At 65.5% G+C, this 20,172-nt stretch carries 21 protein-coding genes; 7 read left to right on the forward strand and 14 right to left on the reverse strand.

What is annotated here, in order from left to right; all coding sequences use genetic code 11:
• Window positions 1-84 precede the first annotated feature (84 nt).
• The 5 genes from QCM77_RS23530 to QCM77_RS23550 all read left to right on the forward strand — a co-directional run bounded on the left by QCM77_RS23530 (window position 85) and on the right by QCM77_RS23550 (window position 6,329).
• Entirely contained in the window at window positions 85-327 is a 243-nt protein-coding gene (locus QCM77_RS23530; protein ID WP_279663163.1) for a hypothetical protein, read from the forward strand.
• A gap of 26 nt (window positions 328-353) precedes the next feature.
• Window positions 354-605 (forward strand): GCG_CRPN prefix-to-repeats domain-containing protein, encoded by a 252-nt coding sequence (locus QCM77_RS23535; RefSeq protein ID WP_462675990.1) that lies wholly within the window; start codon window positions 354-356, stop codon window positions 603-605.
• A 278-nt stretch (window positions 606-883) separates the two neighbouring features.
• Window positions 884-3,580, forward strand: a complete 2,697-nt coding sequence (locus QCM77_RS23540; RefSeq protein WP_279685095.1) for a T6SS phospholipase effector Tle1-like catalytic domain-containing protein — start codon at window positions 884-886, stop codon at window positions 3,578-3,580.
• 128 nt (window positions 3,581-3,708) lie between these two features.
• Window positions 3,709-4,392: a response regulator gene (locus tag QCM77_RS23545; RefSeq protein WP_279685096.1), complete on the forward strand. Its 684-nt coding sequence runs from the start codon at window positions 3,709-3,711 to the stop codon at window positions 4,390-4,392.
• A gap of 8 nt (window positions 4,393-4,400) precedes the next feature.
• The gene (locus QCM77_RS23550; protein ID WP_279685162.1) at window positions 4,401-6,329 is read left to right on the forward strand and encodes a sensor histidine kinase; all 1,929 of its coding nucleotides are present in this window, start codon (window positions 4,401-4,403) and stop codon (window positions 6,327-6,329) included.
• Between the two features lie 115 nt (window positions 6,330-6,444).
• Here QCM77_RS23550 and QCM77_RS23555 read toward each other — a convergent pair whose 3' ends face one another.
• On the reverse strand, window positions 6,445-6,723 hold the full coding sequence (locus tag QCM77_RS23555; RefSeq protein WP_279685098.1) for a hypothetical protein: 279 nt from the start codon (window positions 6,721-6,723) through the stop codon (window positions 6,445-6,447).
• Window positions 6,724-6,958: 235 nt separating this feature from the next.
• Between QCM77_RS23555 and QCM77_RS23560 the strand changes: the two genes are divergently transcribed.
• Window positions 6,959-7,183 carry a cysteine rich repeat-containing protein gene (locus QCM77_RS23560; RefSeq protein WP_279663166.1) on the forward strand — a complete coding sequence of 75 codons (225 nt, stop codon included), beginning with the start codon at window positions 6,959-6,961 and terminating at the stop codon, window positions 7,181-7,183.
• A gap of 83 nt (window positions 7,184-7,266) precedes the next feature.
• On the opposite strand, the gene QCM77_RS23565 is transcribed toward QCM77_RS23560, so the two are convergent.
• The 13 genes from QCM77_RS23565 to QCM77_RS23625 form a co-directional block, all read right to left on the reverse strand.
• Window positions 7,267-9,153, reverse strand: a complete 1,887-nt coding sequence (locus QCM77_RS23565) for a hypothetical protein (RefSeq protein ID WP_279685099.1) — start codon at window positions 9,151-9,153, stop codon at window positions 7,267-7,269.
• Window positions 9,154-9,155: 2 nt separating this feature from the next.
• Window positions 9,156-9,623 (reverse strand): hypothetical protein, encoded by a 468-nt coding sequence (locus tag QCM77_RS23570; protein WP_279663169.1) that lies wholly within the window; start codon window positions 9,621-9,623, stop codon window positions 9,156-9,158.
• 417 nt (window positions 9,624-10,040) lie between these two features.
• The gene (locus QCM77_RS23575; RefSeq protein WP_279685101.1) at window positions 10,041-10,757 is read right to left on the reverse strand and encodes a hypothetical protein; all 717 of its coding nucleotides are present in this window, start codon (window positions 10,755-10,757) and stop codon (window positions 10,041-10,043) included.
• Between the two features lie 86 nt (window positions 10,758-10,843).
• Window positions 10,844-11,554 carry a hypothetical protein gene (locus tag QCM77_RS23580; RefSeq protein WP_279685103.1) on the reverse strand — a complete coding sequence of 237 codons (711 nt, stop codon included), beginning with the start codon at window positions 11,552-11,554 and terminating at the stop codon, window positions 10,844-10,846.
• Between the two features lie 129 nt (window positions 11,555-11,683).
• Window positions 11,684-11,932 (reverse strand): hypothetical protein, encoded by a 249-nt coding sequence (locus tag QCM77_RS23585; RefSeq protein WP_279685104.1) that lies wholly within the window; start codon window positions 11,930-11,932, stop codon window positions 11,684-11,686.
• A gap of 143 nt (window positions 11,933-12,075) precedes the next feature.
• Entirely contained in the window at window positions 12,076-13,050 is a 975-nt protein-coding gene (locus QCM77_RS23590; RefSeq protein WP_279685106.1) for an NAD(P)H-dependent flavin oxidoreductase, read from the reverse strand.
• 202 nt (window positions 13,051-13,252) lie between these two features.
• The gene (locus QCM77_RS23595; RefSeq protein WP_279685107.1) at window positions 13,253-14,026 is read right to left on the reverse strand and encodes a thioesterase family protein; all 774 of its coding nucleotides are present in this window, start codon (window positions 14,024-14,026) and stop codon (window positions 13,253-13,255) included.
• Window positions 14,027-14,174: 148 nt separating this feature from the next.
• Window positions 14,175-15,143, reverse strand: coding sequence for an NAD(P)H-dependent flavin oxidoreductase (locus tag QCM77_RS23600; RefSeq protein WP_279685108.1), 969 nt, complete (start codon window positions 15,141-15,143; stop codon window positions 14,175-14,177).
• A gap of 149 nt (window positions 15,144-15,292) precedes the next feature.
• Window positions 15,293-16,693: an aspartate ammonia-lyase gene (locus tag QCM77_RS23605; protein WP_279685109.1), complete on the reverse strand. Its 1,401-nt coding sequence runs from the start codon at window positions 16,691-16,693 to the stop codon at window positions 15,293-15,295.
• 30 nt (window positions 16,694-16,723) lie between these two features.
• Window positions 16,724-17,260 (reverse strand): hypothetical protein, encoded by a 537-nt coding sequence (locus tag QCM77_RS23610; RefSeq protein ID WP_279685110.1) that lies wholly within the window; start codon window positions 17,258-17,260, stop codon window positions 16,724-16,726.
• A 46-nt stretch (window positions 17,261-17,306) separates the two neighbouring features.
• Window positions 17,307-17,909, reverse strand: coding sequence for a YqaA family protein (locus QCM77_RS23615; protein WP_279663178.1), 603 nt, complete (start codon window positions 17,907-17,909; stop codon window positions 17,307-17,309).
• 36 nt (window positions 17,910-17,945) lie between these two features.
• Window positions 17,946-18,350 carry a phosphoribosyl-ATP diphosphatase gene (gene hisE / locus QCM77_RS23620; RefSeq protein ID WP_279685112.1) on the reverse strand — a complete coding sequence of 135 codons (405 nt, stop codon included), beginning with the start codon at window positions 18,348-18,350 and terminating at the stop codon, window positions 17,946-17,948.
• A gap of 117 nt (window positions 18,351-18,467) precedes the next feature.
• Window positions 18,468-18,836 carry a hypothetical protein gene (locus QCM77_RS23625; RefSeq protein ID WP_279685113.1) on the reverse strand — a complete coding sequence of 123 codons (369 nt, stop codon included), beginning with the start codon at window positions 18,834-18,836 and terminating at the stop codon, window positions 18,468-18,470.
• 227 nt (window positions 18,837-19,063) lie between these two features.
• Between QCM77_RS23625 and QCM77_RS23630 the strand changes: the two genes are divergently transcribed.
• Entirely contained in the window at window positions 19,064-20,113 is a 1,050-nt protein-coding gene (locus tag QCM77_RS23630) for an ABC transporter substrate-binding protein (RefSeq protein ID WP_279685114.1), read from the forward strand.
• Window positions 20,114-20,172: the final 59 nt, after the last annotated feature.

Consider the following 20,172-nt stretch of genomic DNA (forward strand, 5'->3'; position numbering starts at 1 on the left):
CGGATGCGGCATCCCGCCACACAAGGGACCGCATCCGGGCAAACGGGCGGCCCGAGTCTGACGCCCGCTGGAGGAGACAACGACATGCGAACCTCTCTACCCCGCAGCTTCGTACTCGGCGGCGCCATCGCGACCAGCCTCTGCATCGGTTACGCGCTGGGCGCGCAGCCGCACATGGACGAAGCCATCGCGATTCTGCAATCGGCCCGCGCCGAACTCGGCAAGGCCGAGCCGAACAAGGGCGGCCATCGCGAGAAGGCGATCGGGCTGATCGACCAGGCCATCGTCGAAGTGCGCGCCGGCATTGCGTTCGCCGCTGGCCATTGAAGCAGCGGCATTCGGGAGGACAAGACATGATGCGAACCGTGTTTGCCGCAGCCCTCGCGCTCGGCGCGATCACAGGCTCGGCCCAGGCCATGCCGCTCGCTCCGCTCGGCGCGGGCGCGAATGGCGATGTCATCGCAGTCGCCGGCGGCTGCGGCCCCGGATGGCACCGCGGCCCCTATGGCGGCTGTCTCAGGAACTACGCCAACCCGGCCGCGCATGCTTGCCCGCGCGGCTACCATATCGGCCCTGGCGGCGCGTGCCGCGGCAATGGCAGGTAGAGGCAAAACACTCCGCCTCTCCCCGTTCGCCGGGGGGAGGCGCCTGCCGGGACGGCTGCCCGGGCCGTCCGACACGCCGCCTGCAAGACGGAATAATCCGCGCCCGCTTCACCCGCGTCGTACCGCGGCTGCGCGTTCCCGCTTGCTACCTCAGCGGGATTGTGTGCAGAATGCACCTGCATTTTCATGACGCAACCATTGCAACCATTAATTGACTCCGGGGAGTGCTGCCCGGCTCGGGCCTGAAGCGCGCCCCCGTCGAATTGCCGGAGGGGCTCATGCCGCACCATGATGGCGCACCGAACGCCGATTCTGCCGGACCGGAACACGCGCATATCGAGATGCATTCCGACGGGACGACCACCACCGTCCCGCCAAAACGCAAGCTGGTGCTGTTCGCCGACGGCACCGGCAACGCGTTCACCACCCAGGAATCCAGCGTCTGGCGTCTCTACGAGGCACTCGACCACACCCAGCCGGACCAGATCGCTTACTACATCAAGGGCGTCGGCACCGCCGGCTGGGCGCCGCTCGCGGCGCTCGACGGCGCCACCGGCATCGGCGTGCCTGCCAACGTCCGCAAGCTCTACCGTTTCCTGTGCTGGAACTGGCGCGAGGGCGACGAGATCTACATTTTCGGCTTCAGCCGTGGCGCCTTCACCGCGCGCACGCTGGCGTCGCTGATCGCGAGCCAGTGCCTGGTGCCGGCGGTGGTTGACAAGGTTGCGGTGTCGCATGTGGAAATGCAGCGCAACACGATGGCTGCCTGGCGGGAATACCGCAAGGAGTCGGTCGGCTATCGCAGCCTGCCGACGATCTGGATCGTCCGCTGGATCCGCGACGTCCTGATCTATCTCTATCACCTCGTCCTTGGGCATCGCTCCTATGCCAAGGTTCGCGAAGCGATGGACGGCCGCAAACAAATCGAGATCGAATTCCTCGGACTATTCGACACGGTCGAGGCCTTCGGCGTCCCGGTCGAGGAGCTCCGCCTCGCGATCGACTGGGCGATCTGGCCGATCTCGTTCCGCAATCACCGGCTGTCGAAGACGGTCAAGCGCGCTTGCCATGCGCTCGCGCTCGACGACGAGCGCACCACCTTCCATCCGCTGCGGATCGACCAGCGCGATCCTCCGCAGGGACAGGTCGTCAAGGAGGTGTGGTTCACGGGAGTCCATTCCGACATCGGCGGGGGCTATCCGGACTCCACGCTGTCCTTCGTGCCCCTGGTCTGGATGACTGATCAGCTCGACGGCAGGCTCCGCTTCCAGGACGGCACGATCGAGCATTTCCGCGAGTACCAGTCGGCGATCGGGCCGATGCATGATTCACGCAGCGGCGCGGGGGTGCTGTATCGCTACGGCCCGCGTCCGATCGCGGACCGCAAGGAAGATGGCGGATCGCCGGTGGTGCATTTCGCCGTCGTCGAACGCATGCTGCACGGATGCGACAATTATGCACCGCTGATGCTTCCGGCAAATGCCCGGGTGCTGCTGCCGAGCGGAGAGGTGTTGCCGCTCACGAAGGACGAGACGCGCAAGGCCATGAAGTCGGCCTACGCGGCGAGAACAGGGGATCGGCAAAAAGCGGCTGAAGCCGATGCATTCACAGCGATGAGCCCGCCCGATGCCGAGATGGCCCGGCAGGTGCTCGACACCGTGTGGTGGCGCCGCGTGGCCTACTTCTCGCTGGTTATCGCGCTTGGCCTACTTGTCGCATGGCCCTGGATCGCGCGCGCAGTGGTGGGGTCGTCCAAGGATCACGGTCTCCAGGACACTGGCCTGCTCAAATGGATCACGTGGTTCGACAACGGCACCGGCCCCGTCGTCAAGCCGCTCGCGGATCTTCTCGCGAATGTCCTGCCATCCTATGCGGGGCCGTGGCTTGCCATCGCACTCTACTATCCCTTTCTCACTACGGTTCTTGTCATTGTCATCCTCATCGCCTGGAACAGGAACGCGGTGCTGCGCGACAGCATTCAGGAGCGCGCGCGACTGGCCTGGTACAGACCCGACCGGAAGACCTCCAGACGCCGGGTGAGCAAATCGGGTTGGCTGCTCGCGATCGGACGCTGGATGCGGCTGCACGCGTGGCCGGTACGCATGGCATTCACCAACGTCCTGCTGCCGGGCATTTTCCTCGTCGCCATCTTCGGCTCCGCCCTGCTGCTGACGTCCCGCGGCTATCTCAACTGGCGCGAAGGCATCGGCGACATTTGCGTCAGCAGCGTATCCACACGAGCCGTCGGAGACGTGCCGGCGACGGCCCGTGACGGCGAGTTGTTCCGCGTCAGCGATTTCTGCTGGGCGAGCCGCCTTGCGGTCGAGAAGGGGCGCAAATATCGCGTCTGGATTCAAATGGCCGATCCGTGGTTCGACCGCACCATCATGACGGGCCTGAACGGGTTCAAGACCCCGCCGGATCCGACCCATCACTCGGCCGTGCCGATCCTGCGACTCTACGGCGCAGACTGGTTCCAGCCAATCGTGCGGGTCGGCGCCAGAGGATCGAACAATCTGGCGCTGCTGGCCGTCAACAGCAGTCCGGCCGACGAGTTGCCGCGTCGGGTCAACGCGACGGTGCCGGCGTATGAGGACACCACGAGGGACAATTGCCCCATCCGTATCGAGGACTCCGCGGAGTTCAAGAAGCCGGACAGCGAATTGAGCCGTGTCTGGCGTCAGTTCGGAGATTTCGAGCCGATCCCGGCTGACGCGCTGCCGGCGGCACGCGCGCTATGGCGGCGGCAGGGATTGTCCGATCTGCTTGTCGCGGAGTTCGTGGCTCCCGAGTCCGGCGAGCTGTTCTTCTACGTCAATGACGCCGTCCAGTTCTTGCCGCGAATCGTACCATTGCGGTTCGCGCCGCGCTGGCTCGTCTCGCTCCAGGGGCCGCGCATCCAGTTCTACAACAACAACAGCGGCACGGCGACGATCCGGGTCCAGCGGATTCCAGCTCCGCCTCCGGCCGGCTAACGACGCTCCCGGGGCTGATTGCATGGAGGAGCCCATTGCGGCCCCCATGATTATGGGTGTCGCGGCGTCCGCACCGCGGCTAAGCTTGGCCCTGCGCCGCGGGGGACACGCGGTGCAGGACGACGATCATGACCGAACAGGGCGAGACGGGTGAAGCCATCACCATCCTCCTCGTCGAGGACGACGCACCGACCTGCTGGCGGCTCCAGGACGCGCTGGCGAAGGCCGGCTACGAGGTGCGCAGCGCCGGCACGCTCGCAGAGGCCCGCTCGGGGCTCGGCGACCGGGCGCCGCGCGTGCTGCTCACCGATCTGCGGCTGCCCGACGGCCACGGCGTCGAGCTGATCCGCGAGACGAGGCGGCGCTTTCCCGACACCGAGATCATGGTGATCTCGGCGCTCGGCGACGAAGAGAGTGTGATCTCCGCGATCACGGTCGGCGCCACCGGCTATCTCCTGAAGGATGCTTTCCCCACCGATATCGCCACCACCGTGCGCGATCTGGTCGCCGGCCATTCGCCGATCTCGGCCTCGATCGCCCGCTTCATCGTGCGCAGAACGCAAGGTGCCGCGCAGAATGCGGCCGACCCTCCGCCGGGTCCCGCGCTCAACACCGCAAGGCTCACCCCACGCGAGATCGACATCCTCTGGGGCATCGCAAAAGGCTTCAGCTACGCCGAGATCGCAGGCCATCTCGGCCTGTCCAGGCAGACCGTGCCCGGGCACATCAAGAACATCTACCGCAAGCTCGAGGTGCACACGCGCAGCGAGGCGGTGTTCGAGGCGGTGCAGCAGGGCCTGATCAAGCTGTGAGCCAGACTGTGAGCGAGGTCGCGGCAAAGGCGATGGTCACGGCGCAGGCGCTGCGGCGGCGGCGGTTCTCGCGCCTCGTTCCCTATGTCCTGCTCCAGCTGCTGGTCGTGATCGCCACCATCCTGGTACTGCGGCTGGTGCCGCCGGACGATCCCGACGACTACGCCGTCTCCGAATTCTCCCTGCGGGAGAACGGCGCGGCGCGGCCGGTGACGTTGCCGCATTACACCTCGTCGCGATATTCGCTCGACGACCCGCCGCTCTACAGTGGCGCCTTCACCTTCAGGGCGCACGACGCCGCGGCGGCGTGGTCGGTATTCCTGCCGCGCTTCAGCAACGGCGTGGAGGTCGCCGTCAACGACGTCGTGATCCTCGACAGCAGGCGCGATGCCACCGCCAACCGGCCCGACCGCAACACGCCCGAGATCGCGCTGGTCCCGTCAGCGCTGCTTCACGACGGCTCGAACCAGGTCACCGTGCGGCTGTTCGTATGGGGGCCACTGAAGGGCTTTCTCGACACTGTCTATGTCGGGCCCGACGCGAGCTTGCGTCCGGCCTACGAGACGCGCACGCTGCTGTTCGTTACGCTGCCGGTGGTGTTCTCCGCCTGGCAGTCGTTGCTGGCCGTGATCCTCGCGATCATGTGGCTGATGCGGCGCCGCGAACCGGTCTATGGTGTGCTCGCGGCAGGGATGCTGGTCGGCGCGGTGCAGGCATTCGTGCCGCCGCCGGTGCCGCCTGCCCCGTATCCGCAGCTCGCCGCCATATTGCTGGCGTCGGCGCCAATCGAAAGCGCACTGGTCGTCGTGTTCGCGGTGCTGTTCTTCGGCTGGCGCTGGCCGCGTTACGGCATGCTGCTGTTCGCGCCGGGCGTGATCATCCTGATCGTCGGGCTGCTCGCGGGCCAGCCGGCTCCGCGTATCGTCTTCCTGTTTCTCGGCGTGCCGACCGTAGGCCTTTGCCTGATGCTGCTCGCCGTCATCGTGACCAAGGCGGTGATCAGGCGGCAGGATGCGGCGAGCCTCACCTTCGGCTGCGCCGTCACGATCGTGCTGACCTGCTGGTTTCACGACATGCTCTCGGTGTTCGAGTTCGTGCCGGACGATCGCACCTTCGTCACCCGGCTGTCCTATTCGGCGATGCTGGTTGCGATCGGCGCCGGGCTGACCTGGCGCTTCGCGCGCGCGCTGAACCAGGTCGACAGCTTTGCCGGCCAGCTCGTGACGCGCGTGCGCGAGGCCGAGGAGCGGCTGAAGGCGAGTTTCGCCCGCGAGGAGGAACGCGCCAGGGCCACCACGCTCGCCAACGAGCGCACGCGGTTGATGCGCGATCTGCATGACGGTCTCGGCGGCCAGCTCGTCAGCATCGTCGCGCTCTCCGAGCGCGGACACGAGGGCGCGACCATCACGGACGCGGCGCGCGCCGCGCTGAAGGATCTGCGCCTCGTCATCGACTCCATGGACGACATCGGCGGCGACCTGATGCTGGCGCTCGGCTCCTGGCGCGAGCGCGCAGCGATGCAATTGCGGCCGCACGACATCACTCTCGAGTGGCGCGTGGCGACCCCGCAGGGCCTACCGCTGCATCCTGAGCTCCGGCCATGGCACGTCGTCCAGATCGTGCGCATCCTCGACGAGGCCGTGACCAATGCGGTCAAGCACGCACAGGCGCGCAATATCGCCGTCACTGTCGAGACGCTCGACAATGGCCAGGGGCCGTACGGCGTGATCAGCGTCGCGGACGACGGCAGGGGCTTTGCGCTGACCGGCACCGACGAAGTTGCAATCGCAAGCCAGACGATGCGGGGCCTGCGCAACATGAGAAGCCGTGCCGCGCGCTGCGGGGCGACGCTCAATCTGAGTTCGGATACCTCGGGCACGCGCGTGCGGCTGCAATTGCCGCAGATTTTCCCCGACAGCGATGCCGCCGCCAGCTGAAAAGGCCCCTCTCCGAACGTGTGGGACGCGCGGAGAGAGGGACGGGCCGGATGATTTGCCTGCGGAGGCGGGGGTTCGTCCGCAAGGCTCCTTCGCCCGAACTCTTTCGTCTTTCTCAGCGCACGCCGACGCGATTGACCGGACCACCGCGATTCATCGGCGTGCCCGCGCGTACGCCGACACCGGGCGCACCGACCCCGGGCGTCGCCACCGCGACCGCGGCGGCCGGCGCAACCACCACCGCGGTCGGCCGCACCACGCAGCCCTTGGGGATGCCGACCGTCTTGCAATAGACCACCGCTTGCGCCGGACTCGTGCCCAGCGACACCATCGCCGCACCCGCCAGCGCCGTGACCGTCAGCCCGGCGCTCAGCGCTCCTGCTTTCTTCGACATCTTGCTCTCCTGCTTCCCGTTCGGCGTCCCGATGCAATCACCGGGTCTCGCAGCCGACGTGCAGCCTGAATGGCAAAAGACGGCGCGCGGATACATGCCATGAAAATGGGGGTACGGCGGCGGGGCGGGCGGGCCGATGCCATGAACATGGCATGGACCTGCGCCTGGCGTTCGCGAGATGGTCCGGCTCGCTTGATCCCAGGCGGGACCAACGACATTCCCAAAGAGGTGTTTTATGAAGATTCCGGTACTTGCCGCGCTCCTGCTCGCCGCCACCGCCCTGCCCGCCGCGGCGCAATCCGGCCCGACGCCGCAGGAGCAGATGGCCTGCCGCAGCGACGCCGGCAAATTCTGCGCCGAACACATCGGCAAGCCGCCGCAGATGAATGCCTGTCTGCGCGAGAACAAGTCGAAGCTTTCGGATGGCTGCCGCAAGGTCGTGGAGTCGCACGGCGGGTAAGCCCGCCGTCGCTCCAGGATGCGTGCGCGGCACGGCGAGCCCGGAATGACGCAATCGCGTCGACGGCACACATCTCGCCGGCGCTAATGCGTCAAGCCATAGACGTCGATGCGCCCGTCATAGGTCGGGCGATAGATGCGGCCCTTCCAGACAATCGGACGATTGAACTTCGGATGCATGAAGGCGTGCTCCGGTCCCCAGTCCTCGCTGTCCCAGATCACCTGAAGCCGCTTGGAGCCGTCCGGATTGGTGGCGAAATTCTGCGCGTCATAGACCAGGAAGCGGCCCGGGCTGAGGATCATGTTGCTGTCCTGATAGGGCACCATCGCCACGATGATGCCATCAGTGCCGTTGTTGGCGGCAAGCGTGATGCTCCAGCCGGGCATGCCGCCCGGCGGACGCGGCGATTGCGGCGAGGCGATCTCGTCGCCCCCGGCGAGATAGGCCGTGGTCCCGTCCGCTGCGATCGACCACGCCCGCAAGGCGCTGTTCTCGCCGCCGACGAAATGCATGATGCCGTGAACAGCGGACTGGAATAGCAGCGGCGTGCCATGCAGGTGCCGCGTCGCGCCGCCGGGAAACAGGTTCAGCTCACTCGGTGATGCCGGCGCCGGCGGCACGGCTGGATCGAAATACGTGTACAGGATCGGCGGCATACGAAGCTTGTCGTAGTTCGCCGCGAAATGGCCGGCCGCAAGATTACCGGGTTGCGTGTTGCCGAGCGTATTGGCGTTGCCGGTGTAGAGGACGCCATCCTTGCCGGCGGCCAGAACGGCATGGGCGGACGCGACATAGACCGGACCGCCGGAACCGAAATCCTGGTCGCCCCACATCGACTCGTTCATCGCTTCCATGTGATGCGCCACGACCGACGCGATCTGCGCATCGATTGCATTGCGACCTGTCGTGACCGCGACATGCGGCATCTCGCGCGCGTGGAGAGGCTTGAGCGGCATTCCCATGCGCCTGGCATGCGCAATCACGGAAGGCAGGGATACGTTGGACGGCAATGCCGCCTCGTCATCGTCGTCCTCGGCCGCTGCGACCGCGGCGGCGCCGACCCGATTAGCGTCGGTCCATGGCGCCCACCAAGACACGACCTCGAAATGGGCAGGGTTTCCGGTGTGCAAGGCCAGCTGCACGATGCTCTCGCCGAAATCGCCGTGTTGCGGTGAAAACGCCCCGTTGCCGGTGATGACATAGATCGAACCGTCGGGAGCAACGGCTGGCCCCGCCCCGCTCTGCCATAGCCCGCCGCCGGAGCCGGTGACGGTGGCGCACCAGGCGGCAGCGAGCCGCCAGCCATGAACATCGACCGCAAGCAGCCAGCCACGCGCCGTCTTCGACGTCTCCGCGATGGTGCCGAAGGGAATCAACACGTGGTTCTGCGTCAGCGTCAAGGCACTGCGCTGCTTGCGCTGCGCCGAGACGAATTTCTGCACGGGTAGGCCGCCCGGCGGCGTGTAGACCGCGCCCTCAAGGTTCAAGAGGCCGTGCACCTTCGAGCCGTCGCTGATCCGCAGGGCTGCGAGAAAATGCTGCCCCTTGGCGACGCTGCCGTCGTTGCTGATCCAGGCGCAGGCATAGAGAATACCTGCCCCTTCATCGATCACCGGCGTCGAGAGAATGCCCCAATGGACGTTGGTCATGTGGCCGTCGATCGCCCTCGTTCCGACGATCGGACGTCCGAGATTCGTCGCCCAGATCTTGTGGCCGGTCACAGCGTCGAATGCATAGACCCAGTTGCCCATGCTGGCCTGGAAGATCAGGTCGCGGGTCTTGCCATCGGCCATGTGCACGCCGGCGACCGCCAGCGGCTGCGCCTCGAGCCTGGGATCGTCGGGAATCGGAAGGCTGAAGAGTTTGACGATACCTTTGTTACGGACGGCGGTCGCCGTCAGCATCGTTTCGGAATTGTTCGCACCGGTCCTGGCCAGGTCATAGCTGCGGGTGCTGACGGAAGCCACCATGGTCAGCTCCCGAATGCCTGGATGCTTCCGCCGACGAGCAGGCAGGCGCCGGCAAGCATCCGCCTGCGTTCGGGAGTCGTAGTCCGCAAGCTGAGCACCACGGCTCCGCACCCGAAGCCGAGGCCAGCGATCGCGGCGCTGGACAGCGCCACGAGGCCGATATGGTCCGGCGCGTGCGACACGACATTGTCCATCGCAAGCAGCGGCGGCAGGACGTAGACCCAGCCCGCCGCCTGTGTCAGGCGATGCGCGGCCGGAAGACGCAGGACCAGCAACGCGCCACACGAGATCAGTGCGACCGCGGCAAGACCGCCTGCGACCGGCACACTGACACCGAGCGCGGAACCCAGCGCGTCGCAAACGCCGAACATCAGAATAAGCGGCAGTACATGCCGTCGCGGAACGATGAATGCGAGCGCGAAGGCCACGATGAGACTGTCGGCGGACGTCCACAACAGATGCAATGACATGGAAACCTCCAGGAGGTTTGTAATACGAGGAAAGTGAGGTCAATCGAGGAAGCCGCGCCGCCGCGAGGCCCGAACACGCAGTCGCCGTCGCAACCGCGGCCCGCGCCTGCCCTCGCCTTCGATGTCGGCGGCAACTGGAGCGCGGTGAATCCGACATCCCGCAGAGCTTGCGCATGTCGCGCCGGAGAGACGAGCAGCCAAGGTGCTCGGTCAACCGGCGCCGGCACGGTGATACATTCGCCGTGCGGCCCGAAGACGCGGCCCCATGCTAACAGCGCTACGCCCATGACGCGGCCTCTGGCTGGCTACGTCAATCATGCATTGAACGGAGATCGTCTGGAAGTTGAAAATCGGGGCAAGCGCCCCTGCGGAGCGAACCGTCGCTCACGATCGCGTGCGCGACGGCAAGGAGGGACGCTAGTCGTCGTCAGGCCCGAACAGCCTGATCTGCGGGAAGCCGCCGCGCGGCCGGCTCGAGACATCGCGCGCATCGGAATCTTCGCGGATGTTGCGCGCGACGTCGTCCCAATCGGTGCGGTCGCGCATGCCACGCGACTCGCGAGGGTCGTAATGGCGGCGCTCGGCCCAGCGCTCGCGACGCTCCATCCGGCGCCTCTCGGACGCGGCACGCTTCACGTCAAAATCCCTGGCTTTGGCGTAAGCGTTGTCAATCGAGGAGGACGGTCCCGTCGAAGCCTGCTGCTCGGCAGGTTTTGCGACTTGCGGAGGCGATGCCGGTGCCGGGGACTGTTCCATCGCGGCCGCTTGCGAAGGCTGTGGCGGCGGCGGTTCAGCGTTCGCCTGAGTGGTCTGCGTGTCTAGCTTTGCGGCTTCGGACTTGGGTTCGGACTTGGCTTCGGACTTGGCTTCAGACTTGGACTCGGCCTGCGCCGGCGCGGCGGCCATGGCGCCGAAGGCTTGCGAGCCGGTGAGGTATTGCAGACGCTCGGATGGCGCGTTCGTCGTCGCGGGTTTGGCGGCGTCAGCGCGCTGCGCCATCTTGCTGGTATCGGGCCCCTGCTTGGGCGAGACCGGATTCATGATATTGCCGGCGACAATGCCGCCGCCGAGACCAATGGCGATGGCCGCGACAATGGTTCCGGCACCGACGAAATAGGCTGTCGAGGCGCGCATTGGTCCACTCCCTCTTTGGAGCGGGCAACGCTTGTCGATTGCCTGATGTTCCTGGTACGGGCGCAGTTCCGGGAGGAACTTACGCGTCAGATCTGCTGCGCGACCTTCTCGAGCCCGATGATGCGGGCGAGCTTGCGCACTTCCTCTTTCTGGTCGTCACGCAGCTGGAACAACAGCGGCATAGCGGCCGACTTCAACTGCTGGACCTCGTCGCAATTGGGATCGATCGGCACGCCCTGCACGTTCGGATTGGACAGCTTGTTTGCCGAAATCTTGCGGACGACATTGCGCAGCGCGGTCTCGACCGAGGGCCAGTAATATTCCTGCGACGACGACAATTTCAGACGGTCCCTGATGCCCGAGATCTGCATGTCGGAAAGCAGCGAATAGGATTTCTGCGGCTGCGGCCTGGCGGCGACCTTCGGCTTGGCCGGGACTTCGACGGCAGGAATCTCTGCAGCGGCAGGAGCCTCGTTCACGCTCGCCTTGGGCATCGGGAAATCGGATGGCGTGGCGGCGGCAAACGCCTGGCGCAACGGCTCGGTCAGCCCGGGCATTTGCGCGAGCTTGTCGGCCGGAACCTGGATCGGTTCGATCGCGGCCGAGGCCAGTGCCAGCGTCGGAACCAGACGGTCGGCCTTGGCGGCCCGGTTGGTTGCAAGCGGCTTGGGCGCCGGGGCCTGCGTGATCATTTCGGCGCTGACGCTGGGCACGCTGTCGCGGCCGAGAATGGCGGTGGTGGCGGCGCCGAGGACGAGGAAGCAGGTCAGCGCGACGATGGTGATGGCTTTCGACAAACGTCTCTCCGCGTCCGACTTCAAGTCCACGTGATCACAGCCCGGAAACTGGGCAAAAATTAAGGCTTAACCGTGCCATTGCGGCGGCAATCGCGCGGACTGCGGCGACACCCGGAAAGCTCAAGAGGATCAGGCAGCTAGCGCCAGATCGTAAGCGTCCTGGATGTCGGCCACGATCTCCGAGGCCTCCCAGACGCCGCGCGGCTCGACCGCTTGCAGCGTCACCGTCCAATTGCCGCCCCGGCGGGTGCGGGGGACGCTGACGATGTCGAAGCGGACATTGCGGCACAGCGGGTGGCGGGCCAGCGCATGGGCCACGCGAACGCGAATTTCGTCCAGCGAAGCCGCCGTCTTGGCGTTGAGAAAGTCGAAGTCCATCGCCTGTCCCTCTCGGTCCTGATTGGCGGCCGTGAGAGGGATTCTTGCCGGGCGTTGGTTAATCTGGCGTTAAGTGAGGGGCTTCGAAGAAGCGCTCGATTAACTGTGATGGGGACGACGGGGCCCTGTCGGCCTCCGCATTTTTACGGGGAGAGGCCGCCACCGGCCTCTCGATACTCGGCGACCGTCCGCGCGACGAGATCGTTGACCCCCATCACTTCGGTCACGCCCGATATCGAATGCCCGCCGCTCCAGATATCGCGCCAGCGCCTTGGGCGGCTCTCGCGCGCGTTGACGTCGATGTCCTTGCCGATGTCGATCGCGCCGCGCGTCGGCAGATCGTCGGGGTCGAGACCGGCTGCGACGATCGACGGCTTGAGCATGCTGGTCTGCAGGCCCGTGAACGCGGTGGTCAGGAAAATGTCGTCCGCGCTGCCGTCGACCAGCATTCGCTTGTGACGCTCGTCCGCCATGCTCTCGCGCGTCGCTATGAATTTTGTGCCCATGTAGCCAAGATCGCAGCCGAGCACTTCGCCCGCATGCAGCGCGCGGCCGTCGCTGATGCCGCCGGCGAGCACGACGATGCCATCGTAGAATGCGCGCACCGCCCGGACGAAGGCAAACGGGTTGAGCCAGCCGGTCTGCCCGCCTGCGCCCGCGGTGAGCAGCACGAGCCCGTCGGCGCCAGCCTCCGCCGCGCGCTGGGCGTGGCGGATCGAGGCCACGTCCGCCAGCACCAGCGCGCCGGCTTCATGCAGCGGCTTCAATACCGGCGCGGGCGATCCAACAGAGGTAATGACGATCTCCGGCCTGTGGCGCAGCAGCACAGCGAGATCCTGCTCCAGCCTCGCGTTGGAGCGATGCACGATCAGGTTCGGGCAGAGTGGCGCGGCCATGCGACCGGTTTGATCTTCGTGATGCCGCAGCCGCGTTTCGATTTCGGTGAGCCACGCCTCAAGCTGTTCGGCGCTGCGGCAATTCACGGTAGGGAAGCTGCCGATCACACCGTTACGGCAGGCCGCGACCATGAGCTCGACGCCCGACACCAGAAACATCGGCGCCGCGATCAAAGGCAGACTGAGACGATCGCGAAAGCGTTGCAGTCGATCGGACGTCACACATGCCTCCCTGCGCGAGCTTTGTCGTTCCATCCCGCATTCCTGTGCTGGCCTTGCGCGCAACATTGGCACGTCAAAAGCCGATGGCAAAGCAATGAGGAAACATATGTCCGATCCGCTCCACGCATCGTCTCCGACAAGAAGGTGCTGCGCGCGAGCTTTTGGAGCGGGCGGGACCGGATGGTGGGATAGACGAGGTGCCTTACCGCTTCTCGATCACCAGGCTTTGCACCGCGCGGCCGAAATAGCCCTGCCGGTCGGCCAGCCGCGACATCGCAAGCCCGGCGCCATCAGGACCGATCCAGGAGTCGCCGTCGAGCAGGATCCACTCGCCGATCGGCTGGCGCGAAAAGCTCACGGTGAGGTCGGCGTTGATGTAGGTCCAGGCGCGGAAGTCGAGCGTCGAGGCGGTGCCGTTGGAAAAATCGGCCGCAACCACGGCGCGCATCGCCTGCGACACGGCTTCGCCTGCGATCAGGGGATGGTCGACGCGAAACCAGATCGCGCCGGCGCCGGCTTGCCCGAAGCGGCCGCGCGCGGCGCGCATCGAGACCGAACGTACGAACGGGCTGGTGGCGGCATGACCGTCCTCGAGCAGGGACTCCTCGGGCGAGGGCAATTCGACCGGCAGCGCCTTGACGTCGTCCGGCAGCGTCAGCGCCTGGCGCTTGACCTTGAGCACGGTGGCGCCGACGACCTGCACGCCGTCGGCGAGCAGCTTGACCCCGCAGAGCTGGATCTTGCGGCCCTCGCGCAGGACCTCGGTCGCAATCGTGAGCGGCGCCACCGGCACCGGGCGCATCAGGTCGATGGTGACGCGCGCGATGTCCATCGTAACAGGCGTCGGAATGCGCTCAGCCGCCCACGTCACCAGCGAGGCCGGCGCCGAACCGTGCTGCATCCGCCGGTCCCACGGGCCCGCAGCCTCAGGGCTGGTGACGACACTGTTGCCGTCGACGCGGTAGATGGGGGTCATCTCGCACTCGATCTCGGGTGGCGTTCCCCGGACGCAGCGCAGCGCACTTGCGGTGCGCTGCTGATCCGGGGTCCATTTGTGGCGGCGATGGGTCCCGGCTCTGCGGCGCGGCACTTCGCGCCGCACCGCGTCCGGGACACTAGAGCGATCACAACGGCGGATCGATCGCCTCGTCGTATTCGCGTTTGAAGCGCGCGATCATTTCGGCGGCGGGCACGATTCCCTCGATGCTGCCGACGCCCTGGCCCGACCCCCAGATTTCCTTCCAGGCCTTTGGCTTGGCGCGCTCGCCGGAGGCGTCGGTGCCGAAGTTCATCTTGGAGGGATCGGACGTCGGCAGGTTTTCCGGATCCATGCCGGCGGCGAGAATCGACGGCTTCAGATAGTTGCCGTGCACGCCGGTGAAGAGGTTGGAATAGACGATGTCGTCGGCCGTCGCGCCCGCGATCATCTCCTTGTACTGCTCGACCGCATTGGCTTCCTTGGTGGCGATGAAGGCCGAGCCGATGTAGGCAAAGTCGGCGCCGAGGATGCGCGCGGCGCGGATCGCCTTGCCGTTGCCGATGGCGCCCGACAACGCGATCGGGCCGTCGAACCATTTTCGCGTCTCGGCGACGAACGCCAACGGCGAGATCGTGCCGGCATGGCCGCCGGCGCCGGCCGCGACCAGGATCAGGCCGTCGGCGCCCTTCTCGATCGCCTTGTGCGCGAACTTCTGGTTGATCACGTCGTGGAAGACGATGCCGCCCCAGCCGTGCACGGCCTGGTTCAGCTCCTCGCGTGCGCCGAGCGACGAGATGATCATCGGCACCTTGTACTTGGCGCAGAGCTGCATGTCGTGGTCGAGCCGGTTGTTCGATTTGTGCACGATCTGGTTGACCGCAAACGGCGCCGACGGCTTGTCGGGATGCGCGCGGTCATAGGCCGCGAGCTCTTCGGTGATCCGTGCCAGCCACTCGTCGAGCAATTCCGGCGGCCGCGCGTTCAGCGACGGAAACGAGCCGACCACGCCCGCCTTGCACTGCGCGATCACGAGATCGGGCACCGAGATGATGAAGAGCGGCGAACCGATCACGGGGATCGACAGGCGTCCCTTGAACAAGGCAGGCATGGACATTGCGAGACGATCCTCTTTTGGCTGTCAAATCGAAGTTGGGAGCCATACCAACAAGGCAATCTTTCCACTGTCAAGTATTGCGTTTTGGCGCCGTGGAGGACGCGGTTACCGCAATTCCAAGTCGCGGAATTCTTCGCGGGGCGACGACATCACGCAATCAGATCAGGATTGATCAGCCGCTCGAACGAGAACATTTCGTCCCATTTCTCCTGCGTCAGCAGCTTGCGCTCGACCACGACGATCTGGTGCAGCGACTTGCCGCTCTTGTAGCCCTCGCGCGCGATCTCGGCGCATTGCTTGTAGCCGAGCAGTGGCTTCAGCACGGTGACGATGCCAAGCGAGTTGAGCACCATGTTGCGGGTATGCTCCTCGTTGGCGGTGATGCCCACGACGCAATTCTCGCGCAGGCTGTTGACCGCGCGCTCCATGGTACGGATCGAGAAGAACAGCGCGAACGAGATCACCGGCTCCATCACGTTGAGCTGGAGCTGGCCGGCAGAAGCTGCGAGCGTCACCGTGGTGTCGAGCCCGATGACGAGAAAGCTGGTCTGGTTGACGACCTCGGGGATCACAGGATTGACCTTGCCCGGCATGATCGAGGAGCCCGGCTGGAGCTGCGGCAGGTTGATCTCGTTGAAGCCGGCGCGCGGGCCGGAGGCGAGCAGGCGGATGTCGTTGCAGATTTTTGTCAGTTTGCTCGCGGTGCGTTTGAGCACACCGGAGAGCTGCACATAGGCGCCGGTATCCGACGTCGCCTCGACGAGGTCGCCGGCGAGGATGAAGTCGATGCCGGTGAGCGCGCTCAAGTGCCGGACCGCGAGCTTGGGATAGCCGTGCGCGGCGGTGACGGAGGTGCCGATCGCGGTCGCGCCGAGATTGATCTCGCGCAGCAGCGCGCGGGCCTCGGAGATTCGATCGACCTCCTCGCCCATGGTGGTGCCCCAGCCGCGGAATTCCGCGCCGAGCGACATCGGCACCGCGTCCTGCAGATGGGTGCGGCCCATCTTCAGCACGCGCTCGAATTCGCGGCCCTTGGCGAAGAAGGCCTCCTGGAGCTGGCGCAGCGCGGTCATGTAGCTCTCGAGCCGCAGGATCAGCGCCAGCCGGAAGGCGGTCGGATAGGTGTCGTTGGTCGACTGGCCGTAATTGACGTGATCGTTGGGGCTGACGTGCTGGTAGTCGCCCTTGGCAAAGCCGAGCGCTTCCAGCGCGAGATTGGCGATCACCTCGTTGGCGTTCATGTTGGTGGAGGTGCCGGCGCCGCCCTGGATGAAGTCGGTGACGAACTGATCCATCATGTCGCCGGCGATGACGCGATCGCAACCCACGATGATGGCTTCCGCGACCTTGGTGTCCACCGCGCCGAGATCGCGATTGGCCATGGCCGCAGCCTTCTTCACGTAACCAAGCGCCTTCACGAAGAAAGGCTCCTGGTTCATCGGAATGCCGGTGATGTGGAAGTTCTCCTTCCCGCGGATGGTCTGGACGCCGTAATAGATGTCGTCGGCGATCTCACGTTGTCCGAGGAAGTCCTGCTCCGTACGGCTCATGGGCGCTCCTTGCTTGCTCGCGCGACGTCCTCAGTTCTGGCACAGCGCGCTGGTGACGAAGGTATCAGTGCGGCAGTCGTCCGGTTTGCGTTGCCGGCCCGGGATCAAAACCTTGGCCGAGCATTTTTCCGCGGAGTCGGCATTCAGGCTCTTGCCTTCCGTGTAGCCCTTGCTCTGACAGAGTTTGTCGGCGGCGAGCTTGCAGTCGGGCGCGCCGTTGGACGAGACCGGACAGGCCGTGCGACCCGACACCATGGTCGAGGGCGTCGCCAGCCGCGACAAATCGTTCATGGTCTCGCCCGGGCTTTTGATCGGCGGCAGGATCGAGGGCAGCTTGTCGAACAGCTTGCCCATTTCGTTGATCAGCCCGGGATTTTCCTCACGCGCCGGCGGCGACGAAGGAGATGATGAGGGCGGCGGCGCAGCCTGCGGTCCCTGCTCCTGCAGGCCGAGCGCCGGCGGCGCGGATTGCGGCCATCCGGTACCGACGGCAACCAGCAGGAGCGAAAGCACCACAAATATCAGCGCCCCCAGTCGCAGGACCGGATTGCCGGATCGAAGCATCATGACGGCAACCGTAGCCGAACCTGGCGCAGTGGCAAAGCGCCTTGGGTTAGATCAATTTGATCGCGACCACAAAGCCGAGCACCAGCACGGCGGCGCCGATCGCCACCCAGAGACCGAGATGCTTCTCGATCCTGACCCGGATCCAGTCGCCATAACGATTGAGCAGGATCGCGACGATGAAAAAACGTCCGCCGCGCGCAACGATCGAGCAGACGATGAACAGGATGAGATTGTAGCCGGCAAAGCCCGAGGTGATCGTGACGAGCTTGTAGGGGATCGGCGTCAGCCCCTTGAGCAGGATGATCACCGCGCCCCACTCGGCATAGGAGGCGCGGAAGGCATCGACCTTGTCGCCGAGGCCATAGACCTGGATCAGCCAGTGACCGACCGAGTCGAACAGCAGCGCGCCGATGGCGTAGCCGAGCAGGCCGCCCAGCACCGACGTCGCAGTGCAGATCGCCGCATAGACCCAGGCGCGCTGCGGGCGCGCCAGCGACATCGGGACCAGCATCACGTCCGGGGGGACGGGAAAGAAGGAGCTTTCTGCGAAAGCCACGGCACCCAGGATCCAGAGCGCGTAAGGCTTGTGAGCGGCGTCGATGCACCAGTCGTAGATACGTTTCAGCATGGCGCCGCGATGAAGCACCATGGGACGGATTTGTCCACCGCGAGTTTTATGACGTTTTTAGTGGCGCTTGCGCGCCACGCGACCCTCGAGCGCGACAATTGGCCGCCTGACAGCAACGCGCGGTGACGCAACTTTAGGCAGCTTCATCGGCGACTTCGGCAGCTTCTCGGCGATGCCGAGCATGTCTTCCCGCCGCGTCATTTCGCGCCAGACGTCCTCGGGGCGCACGCCGGCCGAGGCCCAGAGCACCGTGAGGTTATAGAGCAGATCGGCGCTTTCCCGGATCACGGCAGCGCTGTCGCCATTGACCGCATCGATGACGACCTCGATGGCCTCTTCGGCCAGTTTTTTCGCCATTTTGGAGGGCCCACGCTGAAACAGCCGGGCTGTACGCGATGTTGCCGGATCAAGATCCCTGGCCGCGAGCACAGCCAGATAAAGCCGCTCAAGCGAATCACTCATGATGTTGAAACTACTCTAAACCAATGGCGAACGCGTTAACGCACTACAACAAAAGCAAAAAACAGGCCGTCGCGGCAAGAGCGACGGCCTGTTGTGGTCAAGACCTGGTAGCCAAAGCTAGTAGCAGTTCGTGTAATAGCCTTGGCCGCAGAGCTCCGACGGAGCGGTGCCGCCGTAACGCTGATACTGGTAGTTCGGGCCCGGTCCATAATAGGGGCCGTAGCCGTAATAGACAGGGCCGCTGGAATAGACGGGACCGCCATAATACGGCCCGTCATCATAGGCGTAGGCGTCGCGGGTCGCCGCGATCGCGAGGCCGGTGCCGACGATGCCGGCAAACGCCGCGGCAGCCGCTGCGCCGCCACCACCATGCCAGTGGCGGCCGCCGGCGTATGAGGCGGTCGGGGCAACCGCGGTCAACGCCAGCACCGCGGCGGTGGCAAGCACGGCCTTGCGGCCGGCAAACTTGGAAAAGCTGTCAAACATGTCCTGGACCCTCCTTGGGACCTCGAATGGTGCCTGACGACAGGCTCATGGCTCTCAAACACCCACATCCCATGTTGGGTTCCCCTACCCCAACACAAGCTGAACGGGGTTGCGTAATCGTGACGCAAGCGCCGCTCATCCGCCGTTCATGTTGGTGCGGACACAGTTGTCGCCAGCCGGCGCTGCGAGCGTCACGAAACCACAACAATGCGGGACCGGCGCGACTGATGTTCGGATTCAAGACGACCGCCCTTCGCTGCCTGCTGGCCCTTGCAATCTCGCTTGCCGCGCTGACTGCACGCGATGTCACGGCGGCTGAGACCGCCGCGCCCTCTATTGCGATCCACTTCGCCTTCGACCGCCCGATCGATGCGAGCATGGCGCCGTTCTTCCTTGCCGCAAAGGACGGCAGCTTCGGCGCCGAGCGTCTCAACGTCTCCTTCAACAGCGTGGCCGGATCGCCGGAGGCGCTCGCGCGCGTCGCCAAGGGCGACAGCGAACTCGCGCTCGTCGACATCAACGAGTTGATCCGCTTCCGCGACAAGGATGATGCGGCACCGGTCAAGGCGGTGTTCGTGCTGTTCAACCGCGCGCCTTACGCGATCGTCGCCCGCAGGAGCCGTGGCATCCACCTCCTGCCCGACCTCGACGGCAAGACCGTCGGCGTTGCCGATAGCGACCTATCGATGCGGCTGTGGCCGGCGCTGGCACAGCAGAACGGCATCATCACGGCGCACGTGAAATTCCACAAGATGAGCGCCGCGGTGCGCGAGCCAACCCTCTCCGCGGGCCAGGTCGATGCCGTCGCCGGCTTCAGCTATCTCTCGGCAGTGAACCTGCGCGACCGCGGCGTGCCAGGCGGCGATCTCGTCGTGCTTCGCTATGCCGACTATGGTTGCGAGGCTTATGGCTTTGCCGTCGTGGTCAACCCCGCCTTCGCCGCGGCCAAGCCGGACGCCGTGAAGGGATTCGTCCACGCATTGATCGCCGGCATCAACGCGACCGTGAAGGACCCGGCGCGCGCGGCGGACGAGGCCGCGAGCCGCATCGACGGCGGCGACCACGATGTTGAGCTGGAGCGCCTGCACACGGTCCTCGTCGACAACATCCTGACCGACGAAGTCAGGCGCAACGGCCTCGGCGGCATCGACCCGGCGCGCATGGACCGCTCAATCGAACAGATCGCGCAGGATTTCAAATTCCGCAAACGGCCGGCGGCGGGCGACATCTTCGACGACCAGTTCCTGCCGCCGGTCGCGAAACGGCTGATCAACTGAGCAAAACCGACACCTTCCGCTATATCTCGCGGGCGATCCCTGATTAGAGTATGGACTCA

This window comes from Bradyrhizobium nivariense (assembly GCF_029846695.2).
Classification (GTDB): domain Bacteria; phylum Pseudomonadota; class Alphaproteobacteria; order Rhizobiales; family Xanthobacteraceae; genus Bradyrhizobium.

Excerpts from the sequence above, each read along its gene's own strand:
- QCM77_RS23570 (WP_279663169.1), bottom strand. The coding sequence starts at position 9,623 with ATGTCATTGCATCTGTTGTGGACGTCCGCCGACAGTCTCATCGTGGCC.
- QCM77_RS23585 (WP_279685104.1), bottom strand. The coding sequence starts at position 11,932 with ATGGACTTCGACTTTCTCAACGCCAAGACGGCGGCTTCGCTGGACGAA.
- QCM77_RS23535 (WP_462675990.1), top strand. The coding sequence starts at position 354 with ATGATGCGAACCGTGTTTGCCGCAGCCCTCGCGCTCGGCGCGATCACA.
- QCM77_RS23625 (WP_279685113.1), bottom strand. The coding sequence starts at position 18,836 with ATGTTTGACAGCTTTTCCAAGTTTGCCGGCCGCAAGGCCGTGCTTGCC.
- QCM77_RS23615 (WP_279663178.1), bottom strand. The coding sequence starts at position 17,909 with ATGGTGCTTCATCGCGGCGCCATGCTGAAACGTATCTACGACTGGTGC.
- QCM77_RS23555 (WP_279685098.1), bottom strand. The coding sequence starts at position 6,723 with ATGTCGAAGAAAGCAGGAGCGCTGAGCGCCGGGCTGACGGTCACGGCG.
- QCM77_RS23560 (WP_279663166.1), top strand. The coding sequence starts at position 6,959 with ATGAAGATTCCGGTACTTGCCGCGCTCCTGCTCGCCGCCACCGCCCTG.
- QCM77_RS23530 (WP_279663163.1), top strand. The coding sequence starts at position 85 with ATGCGAACCTCTCTACCCCGCAGCTTCGTACTCGGCGGCGCCATCGCG.
- QCM77_RS23545 (WP_279685096.1), top strand. The coding sequence starts at position 3,709 with ATGACCGAACAGGGCGAGACGGGTGAAGCCATCACCATCCTCCTCGTC.
- QCM77_RS23605 (WP_279685109.1), bottom strand. The coding sequence starts at position 16,693 with ATGAGCCGTACGGAGCAGGACTTCCTCGGACAACGTGAGATCGCCGAC.
- QCM77_RS23630 (WP_279685114.1), top strand. The coding sequence starts at position 19,064 with ATGTTCGGATTCAAGACGACCGCCCTTCGCTGCCTGCTGGCCCTTGCA.
- QCM77_RS23575 (WP_279685101.1), bottom strand. The coding sequence starts at position 10,757 with ATGCGCGCCTCGACAGCCTATTTCGTCGGTGCCGGAACCATTGTCGCG.
- QCM77_RS23565 (WP_279685099.1), bottom strand. The coding sequence starts at position 9,153 with ATGGTGGCTTCCGTCAGCACCCGCAGCTATGACCTGGCCAGGACCGGT.
- hisE (WP_279685112.1), bottom strand. The coding sequence starts at position 18,350 with ATGAGTGATTCGCTTGAGCGGCTTTATCTGGCTGTGCTCGCGGCCAGG.
- QCM77_RS23540 (WP_279685095.1), top strand. The coding sequence starts at position 884 with ATGCCGCACCATGATGGCGCACCGAACGCCGATTCTGCCGGACCGGAA.
- QCM77_RS23610 (WP_279685110.1), bottom strand. The coding sequence starts at position 17,260 with ATGATGCTTCGATCCGGCAATCCGGTCCTGCGACTGGGGGCGCTGATA.
- QCM77_RS23600 (WP_279685108.1), bottom strand. The coding sequence starts at position 15,143 with ATGTCCATGCCTGCCTTGTTCAAGGGACGCCTGTCGATCCCCGTGATC.
- QCM77_RS23595 (WP_279685107.1), bottom strand. The coding sequence starts at position 14,026 with ATGACCCCCATCTACCGCGTCGACGGCAACAGTGTCGTCACCAGCCCT.